Annotated in this window: 13 protein-coding genes; 7 read left to right on the top strand and 6 right to left on the bottom strand. The window is 45.1% G+C overall.

What is annotated here, in order from left to right; genetic code table 11:
• The first annotated feature begins 108 nt into the window (after window positions 1-108).
• On the top strand, window positions 109-1,335 hold the full coding sequence (hutI, locus tag CXF82_RS12725; RefSeq protein WP_102044298.1) for an imidazolonepropionase: 1,227 nt from the start codon (window positions 109-111) through the stop codon (window positions 1,333-1,335).
• A 642-nt stretch (window positions 1,336-1,977) separates the two neighbouring features.
• Here hutI and CXF82_RS12730 read toward each other — a convergent pair.
• The 4 genes from CXF82_RS12730 to CXF82_RS12745 form a co-directional block, all read right to left on the bottom strand.
• Window positions 1,978-2,415 (bottom strand): hypothetical protein, encoded by a 438-nt coding sequence (locus tag CXF82_RS12730; protein ID WP_102044299.1) that lies wholly within the window; start codon window positions 2,413-2,415, stop codon window positions 1,978-1,980.
• A gap of 145 nt (window positions 2,416-2,560) precedes the next feature.
• Window positions 2,561-4,939 (bottom strand): ABC transporter permease family protein, encoded by a 2,379-nt coding sequence (locus tag CXF82_RS12735; protein ID WP_102044300.1) that lies wholly within the window; start codon window positions 4,937-4,939, stop codon window positions 2,561-2,563.
• Window positions 4,929-5,621, bottom strand: coding sequence for an ABC transporter ATP-binding protein (locus CXF82_RS12740; protein WP_248989088.1), 693 nt, complete (start codon window positions 5,619-5,621; stop codon window positions 4,929-4,931). The genes CXF82_RS12735 and CXF82_RS12740 overlap by 11 nt, the downstream gene beginning before the upstream one ends.
• A gap of 7 nt (window positions 5,622-5,628) precedes the next feature.
• On the bottom strand, window positions 5,629-6,900 hold the full coding sequence (locus CXF82_RS12745) for an efflux RND transporter periplasmic adaptor subunit (RefSeq protein ID WP_102039040.1): 1,272 nt from the start codon (window positions 6,898-6,900) through the stop codon (window positions 5,629-5,631).
• Between the two features lie 166 nt (window positions 6,901-7,066).
• Here CXF82_RS12745 and CXF82_RS22325 point away from each other — a divergent pair, with 166 nt between their 5' ends.
• Together CXF82_RS22325 and CXF82_RS12750 are read left to right on the top strand one after the other, a co-directional pair.
• The gene (locus CXF82_RS22325; RefSeq protein WP_180961055.1) at window positions 7,067-7,219 is read left to right on the top strand and encodes a hypothetical protein; all 153 of its coding nucleotides are present in this window, start codon (window positions 7,067-7,069) and stop codon (window positions 7,217-7,219) included.
• Between the two features lie 54 nt (window positions 7,220-7,273).
• Window positions 7,274-7,747 carry a hypothetical protein gene (locus CXF82_RS12750; protein WP_102044302.1) on the top strand — a complete coding sequence of 158 codons (474 nt, stop codon included), beginning with the start codon at window positions 7,274-7,276 and terminating at the stop codon, window positions 7,745-7,747.
• 218 nt (window positions 7,748-7,965) lie between these two features.
• Here CXF82_RS12750 and CXF82_RS12755 read toward each other — a convergent pair whose 3' ends face one another.
• Complete coding sequence (locus CXF82_RS12755) at window positions 7,966-8,505, bottom strand: helix-turn-helix transcriptional regulator (protein ID WP_101091972.1); 540 nt, start codon at window positions 8,503-8,505, stop codon at window positions 7,966-7,968.
• 192 nt (window positions 8,506-8,697) lie between these two features.
• Between CXF82_RS12755 and CXF82_RS12760 the strand changes: the two genes are divergently transcribed.
• From CXF82_RS12760 to CXF82_RS12775, 4 genes are read left to right on the top strand one after another with little or no spacing between them, the layout of a single operon-like run.
• Window positions 8,698-9,942, top strand: coding sequence for a TolC family protein (locus CXF82_RS12760; protein WP_102044303.1), 1,245 nt, complete (start codon window positions 8,698-8,700; stop codon window positions 9,940-9,942).
• Complete coding sequence (locus CXF82_RS12765; protein WP_102044304.1) at window positions 9,939-10,970, top strand: efflux RND transporter periplasmic adaptor subunit; 1,032 nt, start codon at window positions 9,939-9,941, stop codon at window positions 10,968-10,970. Before CXF82_RS12760 ends, CXF82_RS12765 begins: the two co-directional genes overlap by 4 nt.
• A 1-nt stretch (window position 10,971) precedes the next feature.
• Window positions 10,972-14,025, top strand: a complete 3,054-nt coding sequence (locus tag CXF82_RS12770; protein WP_102044305.1) for an efflux RND transporter permease subunit — start codon at window positions 10,972-10,974, stop codon at window positions 14,023-14,025.
• Complete coding sequence (locus CXF82_RS12775; RefSeq protein ID WP_102039045.1) at window positions 14,022-14,327, top strand: DUF3240 family protein; 306 nt, start codon at window positions 14,022-14,024, stop codon at window positions 14,325-14,327. Before CXF82_RS12770 ends, CXF82_RS12775 begins: the two co-directional genes overlap by 4 nt.
• Window positions 14,328-14,433: 106 nt before the next feature.
• Here CXF82_RS12775 and CXF82_RS12780 read toward each other — a convergent pair whose 3' ends face one another.
• On the bottom strand, window positions 14,434-15,252 hold the full coding sequence (locus tag CXF82_RS12780) for a sulfite exporter TauE/SafE family protein (protein WP_102044306.1): 819 nt from the start codon (window positions 15,250-15,252) through the stop codon (window positions 14,434-14,436).
• Window positions 15,253-15,318: the final 66 nt, after the last annotated feature.

Consider the following 15,318-nt stretch of genomic DNA (forward strand, 5'->3'; position numbering starts at 1 on the left):
CTAGCTTGTATATACAAGTAAACACAAGCTAGCTCACAAATTATTTTTAGTGGCAGCCCTTAGTGTTAGTATTCAACCTCTGCAAAAACTACAAAAAGAGAGAGCATCATGTCGTGGGATCAAGTCTGGATTGATATCAATATTGCTACTATGTCACCCAATATTGCAGAGCCTTACGGTGCTATTAAAGATGCCGCACTCGCGGTGCAAGACGGCAAAATAGCCTGGGTAGGCAAGCGCGCAGACCTGCCTAAATTTGATGTGTTGGCCACGCCCACTTACAAAGGTAAAGGCGGCTGGTTAACCCCTGGATTAATTGATGCACACACTCACTTAGTGTTTGCGGGTAACCGTGCCAACGAATTTGAACTGCGCCTTCAAGGTGCTAGCTACGAAGAGATCGCCCGCAGCGGTGGTGGCATTATTTCGACTGTTAAAGCCTGCCGCGAAGCCGACGAAGCTGAGCTGTTTGAACTAGGTCGCCAGCGTCTAAATGCCTTAGCAAAAGAGGGCGTCACTACGGTAGAGATAAAATCGGGTTACGGTTTAGACATTGAAACCGAGCTTAAAATACTGCGCGTTGCCCGCGAGCTAGGAAAGCATCACCATGTCGATGTAAAAACCACCTTCTTAGGCGCTCACGCTATTCCGCCAGAATACAAAAATGACAGCAATGCCTATGTTGACTTAGTGATCAACGAGATGTTGCCACGAGTGATTGAAGAAAATCTTGCCGATGCTGTCGATGTATTTTGCGAAAATATCGCCTTCAACCTAGAGCAAACCGAACGAGTACTCACCGCCGCTAAAAATGCCGGACTTGATATCAAGCTACACGCTGAGCAGTTATCAAATCTAGGCGGCTCAGCCATGGCGGCCAAGCTCGGCGCCAAATCAGTCGATCACATCGAGTATTTAGATGAAGCTGGCGTAAAAGCTCTCAGCGAAAGTGGCACCTGTGCCACACTACTACCCGGCGCATTCTACTTCTTGCGCGAAACTCAGATGCCTCCCATTGAGCTACTGCGCCAATACAAGGTGCCCATGGTGGTTGCCAGCGATTACAACCCTGGTTCATCACCAATGTGCTCAAGCCTACTAATGCTCAACATGGCCTGTACCTTAATGCGTTTAACGCCCGAAGAAGCCTTAGCGGGTATGACGTGCAACGCTGCTAAAGCATTAGGTATTGAAGCTGAAGTCGGTGTGTTAGAAGCTGGCATGAACGCCGATTTTTGCTTGTGGAATATCAGTACTCCAGCAGAGTTAGCCTACACTTACGGTGTTAGCTCTTGTATTGATGTCGTTAAGAATGGTCGTTTGGTACATCAGTAAGGTGGGATGCCTGAGCGCTGAGGAATTGTCATCGTTTAGGCGTCAACATTTGGCTTGGGTGCCCTCAGCCTTTTAAGCACAGTAGCTTAACTGTTTCTATTTCAGTATCTAATGACCTTTATGGGTCATTTCCTGCATCAGATGCAACTAATGACCTGCGGTCAGCGTATGTGCAGATACAGCAGAGGCTCGCCGCAACTCTTTATAAAAGAGAGGGTCCCTGTAAGCTCAACGAAAACATCTGACCTCCATGGACGGAGGAAATGCCAAATTCTGTCGGGAACAGAATTGGCCATTTTTTCAAAGGCCTCTGCCATATCTACACTGGATTAGAAAAGCACAATCATTTTGCCACTGAGTTCTTAATATAGAAACATAGAGCTCAAGCTCGGGGGACATGGATATCTCATCTGAGCCGTTAGGCGATTTTTGGTGGAGTATGAGGCCTGTATTCAACGCATGTAACTTCGTCGGGGCGTCATGATGGATGCAAGGAGGATAAGGCCGCTCTTTGACATCCATACCACCGCGACATTCGTGAACCCATTCACATCTAGACGAGCAGTCCTCCTTACCCGGGTGTGGGATGGAGTCCCACGACGTTGCTCAGGCGCAGCCTGTGTGGACAAAGCAAAAGTCACATCAAACAGACACTTTAGAGTCCTTCCAAAATGCCTTACTCATCCAGTAAACCAGCAGTACTGCTACTGCAGAAGTCACTCCTAAAACAGACGATACACTGCTGTATAAAGAGCTAAAATCAAACGACGGTGATAGCAGATAAAGACTGATAAAAGCCAATGGCCCCTGCATTAGCAATACCGCAAAAATATCATTCGGGAACAGCGGCAGAATTTTCCGATAGCTAAAATAAATACCTGCTGCAAGCAGTAAACTCAGACCAACATCATGTATTAATAGCCACAAAAACTCTGAACTATTGCTGTGCATATCAGTATTAGATAATAAGAATCCCAACATATAACTGGCAGCGAAATCAAACGCAATTAGACTCATTCCCGCCAACAATATGCCAAATAATAGTGCGGGTAGATATTTAATGACTTTCCTTACGATCATAACCATACATCCTATAAAGACGACAAATATCAGCAACCATTAAAGCATTGAGTATGTGTGATTGAAATACTAAAGACGCCTTTCACATCAGAAGATCAATCCTCCTTGCTCAACTTCTTACAAATGACCGAAGTGAAGTCTAACCTCACCCCCTAAGTAATACGCTGATATTTTGCCTCAGTAAGCCTCTTGCCGACCACAAAGTCACTGAAATAATGAACAGTAGTGTCAAGGTGATACAAGCGCCCCATACGAGAGGCTGAAATAGAGACACGCCGATTAACGACTGGCTGTAGCTTTCTAACCCAAGAAACACGCTAAAAGTTATTACCATCGCCAGCAACGTTAATTGCAAATTCACCCATACCATTTTTGCCATAAGAGTCTCTTTTTGCCCTCCCACAGCTAACATCACCGCCCACTTAATCTGCTCACTTTTTACGGCATAACAAAACTTGTTATAAAGCGTAAATATCACTAATAAAATGATGAGTGACGCCATCCCACTCGAGGTTAAAAACAGCAGTTTCCCAGCCGAATCCGTATCTTCAATTTGTTGAACTAAACTCAATCCTTTAGCGTAACTCAGCTTAGGTGACTGTAATGAAGCCCAATCATTTAGGTGAGATGAGGTCACCTCTTTATCAGCCCCTTTACTGTAAAATACTGGGGCAATTCGGCTAGCTAAAAGTGGGTTTTGATCTTTAAGGCTTAAATACACCAGAGGTTTAGATTTTTTGGCGATCCCAAAATGAGGTGCATCACTCACAATGCCAGCAACACGAACATGCTTTTCATAGTAAAAACCTGAAAGCTTTAACGCTAACCCTTTAGTTGCTCTCCAATCATTTAAACCTAATTCGGTTGCTAATTGTGATGCCATTGTTTGATTTATCATGACTGCATTTTCAGTCACTTCCCCCCAGGATAAGAGTGAAATACCTAACAAACTAAAGAAGTTCTTAGAAACATATAGACCATTGATGGGTTTTTCGATTCCCATAGCAGTCTCTGACTGGTATTTCAGTGATTGTGCACCTAGCTGGGTAAAAGGCTGCGATGATAGTGCTATCGATTCCCCACCAACGACCCATTCACCATCAAGCTGCTCTGAGGTCAGCATTATACTTAATCGTCCGTCAACTTTTGGCTTGTAGCTGTCAATGTCGTCAGCGATAACCACTGACGAATACTTGTGTATTTCCTGATACATCAAGCTCAAAGAAACCACCATAACACCAACAATAACGGCAAGTTGCAACACCAATGCTAGCCGACTAGATAGTTGCTGAACCTTGCTTAAATGCCCCTGTTTCCCGCGAGAGAAGATCTCTGTCATTGAGCCACTTAGCGGCATCAATGCACAGCAAATGAATAATGCGAGGGAACAAAAAACGGCAACCAGCCACAGCCAAATATTAAAGTTAAACCCATCACTAAAATAATCCAGATAAACACCGATAGTGCCAACGTAGTGAGTAATAACAATTCCCAGTAGTGGGCTTAATACTCCAACCAAAACCAAAGCGGGTATGATCTCCCTCATTAACTGACTCATTATCCCGCGCTTACAACCCCCTAATGCTAGCTTTAAACTCATTTCAGAACGGCGTGCTATACCCTGCTGTGTATAGCCGGAGACAATTCCGCTAAAAATAATAAATCCAAAACCAGCCAACAGCAGTAGCAGTATCCATGCCTGTCTTTGCAAAATATCGCGACCATTAGGATTTAGCTCTACGCCATTAATTATCCAAGGGCGATAATGTTTATCGGTAAATCCCCCTTCAGGTCTAGGCGTTTGCTGCCTTAAATTGATATATGCATCTTGAAGCTGCTCAACGTCTACTTTTTGCGTTAACAGTGCAAAACCATAGCGATTACTTTCTGTCTTTAGAAAGAGATCCGGATTGTCAGCAAACATATCGGGAACACCCAGCTGTAAATAGGAGTCTGGTAACCAAATGTCTACATGGAAATCCCCTAATCTCCCCATGGTGGTCGGCGCTATTCCAGCAATAAGAAAAGCGCTATCTCGATAATATAAACGACTTTCGTTTAACGAAGCGCGAGTCTCAAAATGCTGTTGCCAAAATTGTTTCGATACGATGCCTTTTTTCGCCTCAAAATTTTGCATCGAAAAAGGCGCAGACAACCCCAGCAGCTCAATTGCACTTTGTGAATAAAAGCCAATGGTTAATTTGGGTAGCTCTTTTAGTCCTATCGTCACCAGACTCGGTTGAATCGCAATACTAGCGACACTATCGACTCCAGCGATTGTTGCCATTAAATCGATATCGTAGCCTGAAGTTGCTTGCAAGTTGCCACTCAGGTCTTTGTTTGCAACGGTGACGATGGGCTGTTGATTGCCGACCCATTGAGGTCGATCGCTACTCAGAAGCCAAAAGAGGTTGATTACAAAGGCGATTAAGCTACAAAACAGGCACAGACTTACAATTAATAAACTCCAGATTCCACGCTGACCTCGCCACTGACGCCAGCCATAAACGACATCAAACAGCATGTTTAAACTCCAGAGGCGAAACAGCAGCTATTACACCATCATGGATTTTATAAGCTTTTTGGCAATAAGCTGCGACGTCTGGATCATGAGTGATGATCAGTACCGTTTTGCCCTCTTGGTGCAAAGCACTCAGTAATTCCATCACGTTATTTGAATTAGTCGAATCTAAATTTCCCGTTGGCTCATCACATAAAATAATGTCAGGGTGACAGATTAGCGCTCTAGCTATGGCGACTCGTTGCTGCTGCCCACCAGAAAGCTCAGCGGGGTAAAAGGACTTTTTATCACCTAGACCGACCTTTTGTAATACATCATCAATCATTGCTTCATAGTCAACGCGATTAACAGACTTATTAAAACGTAGAGGGACCGATAGGTTCTCAACTACCGTCATGTCGGCAATCAAGTTAAAGTTTTGAAACACCCAGCCTATATGGCTATTTCGAAGCTGGCTGAATTGATAAGCCGAGAAGCTACTCACGTCTTGGTCGCAAAGAAGGTAGCTCCCTGAATCAGCTTTATCTAATAGCCCCATTATTGAGAGTAAGGTTGATTTTCCGCTACCCGACTGCCCTAAAATAGCAACCATATCTCCGCTGTACACAGCAAAATCTATATGCTTTAGAACATGATTATTTCCCGCAGCATTAGTAAAAGACTTATTCAAGCCTGTAAGTTTCATGACACAGTTATTCATAGAGATCAGCCAGCATAATTTCAGAGGAGTTAACGAGATGTTTAGGGACCTTGAGCAAAATCTTATCCCCTTGAAAGATTCCGCCTAATATCTGCATCTTATCTCCTGCAATATCACCGATAGTGACATTACGACGCTGAAATTGAGAACTGCTCTTATCGAGTACAAATAGGGGGTATTCGCGGTGGGCCCGAACGACTCCAACGGGTCTGGCGACGACGAGGGTATTTCGATGCTCAGCAATGTTAATCTTAGCCGTCACATCGATATTTGGCCTTACAGCCGCAGGTAGATTTGCGCTGAAACTTATGTCCAATTCAACACTGCCATTGTTAACCGTTGGGTCGACGCGAGAGACCTCACCGATTATTTCAACGCCCTTGAACTGAACTTGGGTTAGCAAACCAGGGCTAACGTACTCTGCATCAGCTGCCGTAATATTAATACGCGCATAATAGGAAGAAAGATCTGCAATCATACCGACTGCTCTCCCCTCTTCAACATGGCGGCCAATCTCGAGTTCATCAGCTAACTCAGTTAACATGCCAGCCATGCTCGCACGAACATTTAGCTGCTCGACCTCTGATGCCAATAACTCTTGTTGTTTAACGGCTTTTTCCATGCGATACCGAGTAGAATCATCCGTCGCTTTTCGCGTTTTCTTTAGCGTCTGAAAGCGACTCAACTCCATTTGCAACATGGCATCTTCTTGCTCCCATGCCACCTGTGCCTTATGTAAGTCGAGCGTCGAAATAACTTGATTCTCTTTTAGCTTTTTATGGGCAACTAACTCCGCATCAGCCAAGGCTAGCCGCACCTTAGCAAGACGAATTTTACCTCGTTGATCTTCCAACGCCTGTGCTGATTCAGCCTTTACTCTTTGCTGGTTTGCCAGCTCTTCTAATAAGGCCAACTCACTGGTTTCCAGCAAGCGCAATAACTTAGGGTTATTAAGGCTTAATATAATTTCACCTTTATCAACTAAATTCCCGGGCTTTTTAAACACCTCAACAATATGCCCTCCACTAAGCGCATTGATGCCACGCTGAGTTTTTGGAACAAACTTTCCATAACCAGAGACGGTAACATTTAGAGGAGAATTGATGACACTCGCGATGGGAAAGTCACTATTGACGTTATCAGAAGAGAAAGCTTGACGACTGGCTAAAGTAATAAGAATAAAGATGGATGCTATTCCACCAGCAGCAAACAAAAACCAACTGATTTTATTTAGGCGGCTCCTATCCTTAGGGATTTCAAACATAATCAAATTCCATTTAATTTTATAGCTCTCCGCTACAATACAAGCAATCAAGGATTAAAACAATAACGCTACAAGCTGTTGACATAGTGACATAAAATAGCCAACATTGAACTGGTGGATATACGGATGTACTCCACATTACTATCAAATCAATCAAGGATGAAAAATGTATAAATCACTTTTAGTTTTCTCTGTGCTCACACTTAGCTCTTATAACGTCATGGCAAAATGTACCAGCATTGGAGAGGGCGGTGGTGGGGGGCAAATTTGTTGTACCGTTGTAAGTGGTACTTTAGAGTGCGAAGACTCTCTTGGCTAAATAAAACTCTAGCGGGCATTTTACCCCCTACTTTACTTAAATTAGAGACTACTTATGCGTATTATATTTTTATCACTTCTTATCTTTATGTCGATAAATGTCAGTGCTAACACATCCCAACTAATTACTCTTGGTCAGCACGACAAATCAATGATGTTAGATTCTGTATCCGAAAAACAAAAACACAAATTTCCAGCACTCTATATTTACGATACAAAGCAACAGCAATTTCTCAGCAAACAAAATGCAACCGCTTATCTGCAAGCATTAAGTGAGAACCCCCTTTTACCTAAGCTCGCTACCCAATGGACTAAAAGTACCGAACAGTTCTCTACCTCTAACGAATCACTTGCCAAATCACTACCTATGTTGAAGTTAGATAGAGCCTATTTAATCTTGTACGACAACCTTCCTGCTCCGATGTTGGCACAGTTCAAGTCGATGGACCCCGAGCTACAAGATAAAGACAGCTTACTTAAAACAATTTTGAGTCAGTTAGACAACGCCAGAAGTTATGTAACTTACTAATATCCACCGGCCTAACTATGGTTTATCAATTACCCATGATGAAGTGAGCAACTCATTGTAATTGATAAGCTCGGCAGCTTTTTTTATTGGGGGAATGCCATATTGATAAAGACAAGCCCTCCTCCTTGCTCTGCTCCCTTAAGTGGAAAGGGTTAGTTTGAGCAAAATGAAGTCTGGAAAACGTGAAAGGAATTTAGAAGGTTAGTCATCCGAACACACTAGGCTGCTTGGTTAGCTGCACTCGCCGCTAAATCCTCATTATGCTCTTGAATAAAGTCTTCCATAAACCAGGCGCAGAAGGTATGTCGACCATCGACTTCCGCCTTGCCATAGACAGATGAAGCTTGTTGGCGTACCGTTTTCTCTTTGGTTTGCCGCACCTCAGCGATCTCTTTAAAGCTTAAGCCTTTTAACAGCAGATACGCCACCTGTTGCTCACTTTTGGTAAATCCCCAAGTGTCGAACTGACTAATAACAGCTTGACTATAATCCTTACGGGCAGAGCGCATCTGGCTCGACATATTATCGATCTGCTTATCTGCTTGAGCGAGTCGAAGCGCTAAAGATTTAACCTGCCGAGACCGACGTATCAAGTCATAGCTCAAATAGACAGTCCCTATAACAGTAAGCAACACCAATATGCTTTCTTGCATGATATGCCATGCAGGGATATTTAGTTGCAAGTCCGCCATGATATCAATCAGCTTAAACAGCATGATCAACACCAACAAAACAATAATAACAACATCCTTTTTCATGGAAAAAACCACTCCTATAACCAAAAACCAACATCTATTCAGTAAACGAATATTTGAACAAAAATAATTAAAATCAGGTAATTACTTTATGGGACATATGTACCATAAGCGCTTTTATGATACACCTCACTCAAGACATTAGCCTATCAATCTCTAAACTAACGGCACACTTTAATAGCATAGAAATCACTTATGTCTGTCGTTAAGTCTTGTATCAAGATATGTCTGTTGACCGCATTAAGTAGCAGTAGTTTCTTAAGCCATGGGGCATCCAATAGCGAACTGCCACCGCTGCTAGAAATAAGCCAAGCCAGATTGAACTCCTCGCAACACAATGGCACTCAACTCAATGATGAATACGCACTTGAACTAAGCAGTTCATCATGGCTCAGTGGCCTACCTAGTATCGGCCTGAGTTACCTCGGTAGCTTAGATAATGGAAACAGTTACGAACAAGAAGTATCGCTCAATTTGCCGCTTAAATCCCTAGGGTTACGCAGCAGTGATAAGCAACTAAAGCAGCTAACTCAATCAATTCAGGGGCAACAAATTGCTTTGCAGGGCCTCTATATTTCAGGCCTGCTAAGACAAAGTATCTGGGATCATCGCATCGCATCGATGAAGCTCATGCAACTTGATCGCAAAATAAAGTTACTCGAAAAACTGCATACTCAGCAGAAAATTTTAACCGATGTAGGCGAGTTACCACTCGCGAACCAGTTGCTGCTAGAAAGGGAGTTGGTCGATATCGAACTCGAACAAATTAACCTTAAGCAGCAACAAGCTGAGGCGCTCTCTCTCTTTAGTCAGCTAACAGGCCGACATGAGATGCCAACAAAAATTGATGAAAGCTCACGTCCCATTTTTGATGCACACTCATCCACGCTCACAGCGTTCAACACCGCTTTAGCACAGCACCCATTATGGCAACTGCAAACCCTGCAACAGCAACAACAGCTGTTGGTAATAAAGAGTCAACAAGCGGGGGAACGCGATCCTTGGACACTGTCACTAACCGCTAAAAACACCAAAGATGATCAACTTGATGATCATCAACTAGGGCTAGGCATCACAGTGCCACTTGGCTTTAGTTCAGCGCTCTCTCAAAGTGAATTATCAACTTGGCAGCAAGCTCATAGTGAACAAAACCTCAATCGTGATCGAATCTATCTGCAATTAACAACACAAACAGAAAAACTGGCGAAACAGCAGCAAAAATTACTCGATCAACAGGTGCTGTTAAAGCGTGGTCTCTCTTTGAGTCGTACCATCACCGAAGAACTTGCCAAAGTAAAAGAGCAGAACCAAATCAGTTACGAGATATGGCTGCGTCGTTATATGGATGCGCTCGATACCGAGTCACGCTTAGTGCTTAACCAAGTCACCCAACAACAACTTCACTCCCAGCAACTGCAAGCCTTAGGAATTTCATTATGATGGCCAAGTACGGCGCAAGCCTTTTATGTTTATCAGCCTGCCTATCCACCAGCTTGGCCCAGGCAGAATCTATCGCCCTCAAGACATTAGGCAACTTAGAACTCAGCTATGTACAGCCACAAAAGGTCGCTAGCTATGAAGGTAGCGCACTTCCAGCACTGGTTGACCGATTACCGGGCAACGATTATTGGGTTAGCACGCCAGAGAATATCCAGCAGGTCACCTTCTTGGTCGGTCAGGGACAAATCGTCACTAAAGGGCAAGCAATTGTGAGATTAACCGGGCCAGAGGTGTTCCATTTCCTGGCTCAGGTCGATGCAGCAAACAGCTTATATCTGCTGGCAAAAAAACGCTATGAACGCAATAAACCTCTGTTAAAAAATGGCAGTATCAGCACCGAAAAGTGGCGAGAGATCAGTCAAGACTATTTCAGCAGTCATCTCGAGTACGAGCATATGCAACACTTCATGGAGATGGTGCTAAGCACTGATGAGATAACGGAATCCCTAGTGGTAAGCTCACCAGTGGCGGGCATCGTAAAGCTCAATCAACTCAACACCCCCTACATGGCCGACTCACAGCTGTTTTCACTGGTGCCAGCCGAGAGTATTCGCGTCAAGGTCAATGTGCCGATGAGCCAGTCAACTTCGTTATCGGCGATTAATATCGACCAATGTCATATCGCCATCGAGTCAATATCAGCCATTGCTGACGGCGCTTTTCTTAGCGCATGGTCAATGCCCGTGCCGCAAGAATGTAACCTCCTGCTAGGTCAGCAAGCCACCGTGATACCCGAGTATCAAAAAACAGTGTACCTGCTACCGAAAAACAGTGTGTTTAGCTGGCAACAAGAAAGCCAAGTATTTACCCAAACGGCAGAGACACTAACGGCGATCAATATTGATATTTTAGGTTCCACACCTCGGCAATACATCGTCGCCAGCGACCAAGACTTAAGTAAAACCCAAGTATTATCTCAGTCGGTTGCCGCTGTTAAAGGCATATTACTCGGCTTAGGAGGCGAATAATATGCTGACCTCAGTCATCCGTTTTTCACTCACTCAGCGCCTATTTGTGCTCATTGTGGCGATGATCTTAATGCTAGCTGGTGCTCGCGCCTGGTTTGTCATTCCGCTTGATGCTTTTCCCGATATATCACCAACTCAGGTGAAGATAATTTTAAAAGCCCCTGGCATGACACCTGAAGAAATTGAAGCACAGATCACGGTGCCGATTGAGACCGAGCTGCTCGGAATACCCAATCAGGCGATCTTACGCTCAACCACTAAATATGCCATCAGTGATATCACCCTCGACTTTACCGAAGGTACCGATATCTACTGGGCGAGACAACAAGTGAGCGAGCGACTCGCCGCCGTGTGGGATAGTTTTCCAGAGAGTGTCTCTGGCGGTGTAGCACCGATGAGTACGCCACTGAGTGAAATTTTTATGTTTTCACTGGAGAACCCCAATCTGTCGTTGATGGAGCGCAGGCAGCTACTAGAGTGGGAGATCCGCCCATTGCTGCGTACCGTTGCGGGCGTGGCTGACGTCAATATTTTAGGTGGCCATGCCAAGAGCTTTAACATTAATCCCAATCCTGCGGCGATGGCGGCGGCGGGAGTGAGTTTTGCCGCGTTGCAACAGGCAATTATCGACAACAACCATAACGAAGGTGCGGGTAAGCTCACCATAGGCACTGATACCATTATCGTGCGCGCTGAGGGGCGGATCGATGATATCGACGAACTGGGTCAGTTGGTGATTAAAGCCGATGATGCCAAGGTGTATCGCCTAAGCGATCTCGCCGACATCCAAATTGGTCATTTAACCCGTTATGGTGCAGTGACTAAAGATGGTGAAGAGACTGCAGAAGCGTTAATTATCGCCCTTAAGAATGCCAACACCGCCCAAGTGGTGACCAACATTAAAGAGAAGCTGGAACAGATAAGCGCCACACTGCCAGAAGGCAGTGTGATCAACACCTTTTATGATCGCGCCAACCTGATTAATACGGCTATCAATACCATCTCTAGTGCCCTGTTTCAGGCGGTGCTTTTAGTGATTGTGTTGCTGGCACTGTTTCTAGGCAATGTGCGCGCCGCCTTAGTGGTGTCGCTCTCTCTACCACTCGCCGCCCTAATGACCTTTCTGATGATGGATCTGTTCAATTTATCCGCCAATCTGATGAGCTTAGGCGGCTTAGTGATCGCTATCGGTATGCTAGTCGACTCCTCGGTGGTGGTCGTCGAAAACATGGTCAATCTGATCGCCAGCAAGCCGCGCTTACCACGCCTGCATCTTATTTTTCGCGCGACTAAAGATGTGGCGGTTCCAGTGGTATCAGGCACCATTATTGTGATGATCGTATTCTCGCCACTGCTCACACTAACGGGGCTGGAGGGGAAACTCTTTACCCCTGTGGCGGTGACTATTGTATTTGCTATGCTGTCGGCGTTGATACTATCGCTGACAGTCATCCCAGTCATCGCCTCGTATTTGGTCAATGAAAAAGCGGCCCAAGAACCTAAGGCCATCATAAAGCTTAAAGCTGCATATCTAGGCAGCTTAAAAACGGCCTTTAACCATAAAAAGCCCTTTATGCTGATCACTTTTGGCCTGCTGATTGTCAGCCTCGGGCTCTTTAGTCTAGTGGGCAAAACTTTTATGCCCACCTTGGATGAAGGCGACATCATATTACAACTAGAAAAATCGCCCTCTATTTCACTCGATGCGTCTATCGCAATTGATAAACAAATTCAGCAAACCTTGCTCGCAAAAGTCCCGGAGATAAAGCAGATGGTCGCCCGAACGGGTGCCGATGAGATGGGTCTAGACCCTATGGGGCTAAACGAAACTGATGTATTTTTAGAATTGGTTCCACGCGATGAATGGCGCTTCGATGACAAAGGGCAACTAATAGAGGCGATCCGCAACGAACTGCTCAACTATCCAGGGGTAAACTTTAACTTTACTCAGCCAATTCAGATGCGGGTCTCAGAAATGCTCACCGGCAGTATTGGTGATGTGGCGATTAAGGTGTTCGGTACCGATATCGACACCCTAGGCCAGTTAACCGCACAAATAGAGCAGTTGGTGAGTGCCACCCGCGGCAGCATCGATGTCAAAATGTCGATGATAGAGGGCAGCCCTTTTATCAACCTCACCCTAGACAACGAACTGGCTCGTGGCTTTGGCATGAGCACCATGGAGTTTGCTCGCTACCTCAAGAGTCAACTCGAAGGGGTGATGGTAACCGAAATATTACAGGGCAAGAAACGCACCCCGGTATTGATTGCCAATAATCAAAGCAGTTTAAGTAGCATCAATGAGTTACAAAATCAGCTGCTAGTGATGCCCGATCACTCATTAAAACGCCTGACTGATGTCGCTAAGTTAAGCTACAAAGAGGGGCCGATTTTGATTGAGCGCGAGCAAGGTGACCGCTTCTCGGTGATCACCACTAACGTACAAGAACGCGACATAGTCAGTTTTGTTGAAGAGCTTAATACTAAAATTGCCCAGCAAATCCAACTCCCCAGCGGCTATAGCGTGAGCTTCGGTGGTGAGTTTGAAAACCAGCAGCGTGCCACCAACAATTTGCTATTAGTGATCCCCATTGCCATCGCGCTGATCACCCTAATCCTATTCACCACCTTTGGCTCGCTCGCCAAGGCCGGACTGATCCTTGCCAACGTCCCGTTTGCGATGATGGGCGGTATCGTCAGCCTTTATCTGTCGGGCGAATATCTGTCAGTGCCGGCATCGGTTGGCTTTATCGCCCTGCTCGGTGTGGCCGTCCTCAATGGCGTGGTGATGGTTAGCTACTACGAGCAGACAAAGCATCTCTTTAGCGATCTATTGGTTCGGGTCGAACAGGGTGCCGCGCGACGTTTGCGCCCCATCTTGATGACGGCAACGACGGCCATGTTTGGTTTGATGCCACTGGTATTTGCCTCTGGGCCAGGAGCTGAGATCCAAAAACCGTTAGCCATCGTGGTCATTGGTGGCTTACTCACCTCGACCATCACTACACTTTACCTATTGCCAATCCTCTATTACTGGCTGGAGAAACGTCGATGAACACAGAACAGCTATTAGTGCTGATCGCACAAAACGATATTAAAGACGATATTGTCGATACCCTGATTGAGTTAGATTTCTTATCAGGCTTTAGTCTGGGCAATATCTGTGGCTTTAGCCGCGAGCACAGCCACTTTAATATCAAGGAACAGGTGGAGGGATATCGGGAATTTTGTAAGTTTGAGATTATGCATCCCACCGCCCAGCAAGATGCGCTTTTACAAGCTCTTGCCGTCGTGTGTAAACACAACCCCTGTCGCTACTGGATCATGCCAATCCAATTGACTGGAACTCTTTGTTAATCGAGAGTCGAATATTTAGTCCATGGGATATTCACTTTCCCATGGACTAAACGAGTCTAGAATTTACGCTACCCAGCCTAAATAAGCATTTTTTGAAGAGTTCCCTTTAGACTACTGCCAATATGTTGAATAGCATCTTTAAGCTGATCACAAACAACAGTAGACCGAATAGCTTCTTGAGCAGCTGTTGAGGGATCCTACCCGATAGTTTCACCCCCAAAGGAGCGGCTAAAAAACCGCTTATCGATATAATGACCACCGAGGGGAGATGGATGAATCCTAACGCCCAAGGTAATGCTGTAGAGGTCCCCCCGTAAGATGTCATCCCATTAATGACATAACCACTAGTGCCAACAATAGCGATTGATACCCCAATGGCTGCTGAACTAGCGACGGCCTTTCTGATATTAATGCCTTGCTTCACCAAATAGGGAACAATTAACGAGCCCCCTCCTATCGCGGTTAACGTCGACACGGCGCCAATGACAACCGATATTAGATTGCTAAGCCCTCCTTGCTGCTCTATCGCTTTTGGTGGCTGTCGATTTAACAACATACTCAGTGATAGATAACCCATAAATGCAGTAAAGAATAATGAAAGTAGTAGCGCATTCAGAACTGATATCAGTAATGCTGCCAACACGCTGCCTAATAAAATAAACGGCACCATATTCTTAACGACTTTCCAGTCAACATTTTGTTTTTGATGGTGCGCACGTGCACTTGAAAAGGTCGTTGCAATAATAGAAGCCATCGCAGTCCCTAAGGACAGATGTACAGCCACATCTGGTTGCACACCTCTGGATAGAAACAGACTCGCCAAAACGGGAACTAAAATGCCTCCTCCCCCAACGCCAAGTAAGCCTGCAATAATACCAACACTTCCCCCTAAAACAGACAACAGCAATAGATCGATCCAAGTCATATATAACCCCCTTCCACAATAAGATGACAAGAGATGTTACATTGATACAGCAACGTCCTATTATCG

The organism is Shewanella sp. GutDb-MelDb, from assembly GCF_002836075.1.
Taxonomy (GTDB): domain Bacteria; phylum Pseudomonadota; class Gammaproteobacteria; order Enterobacterales; family Shewanellaceae; genus Shewanella.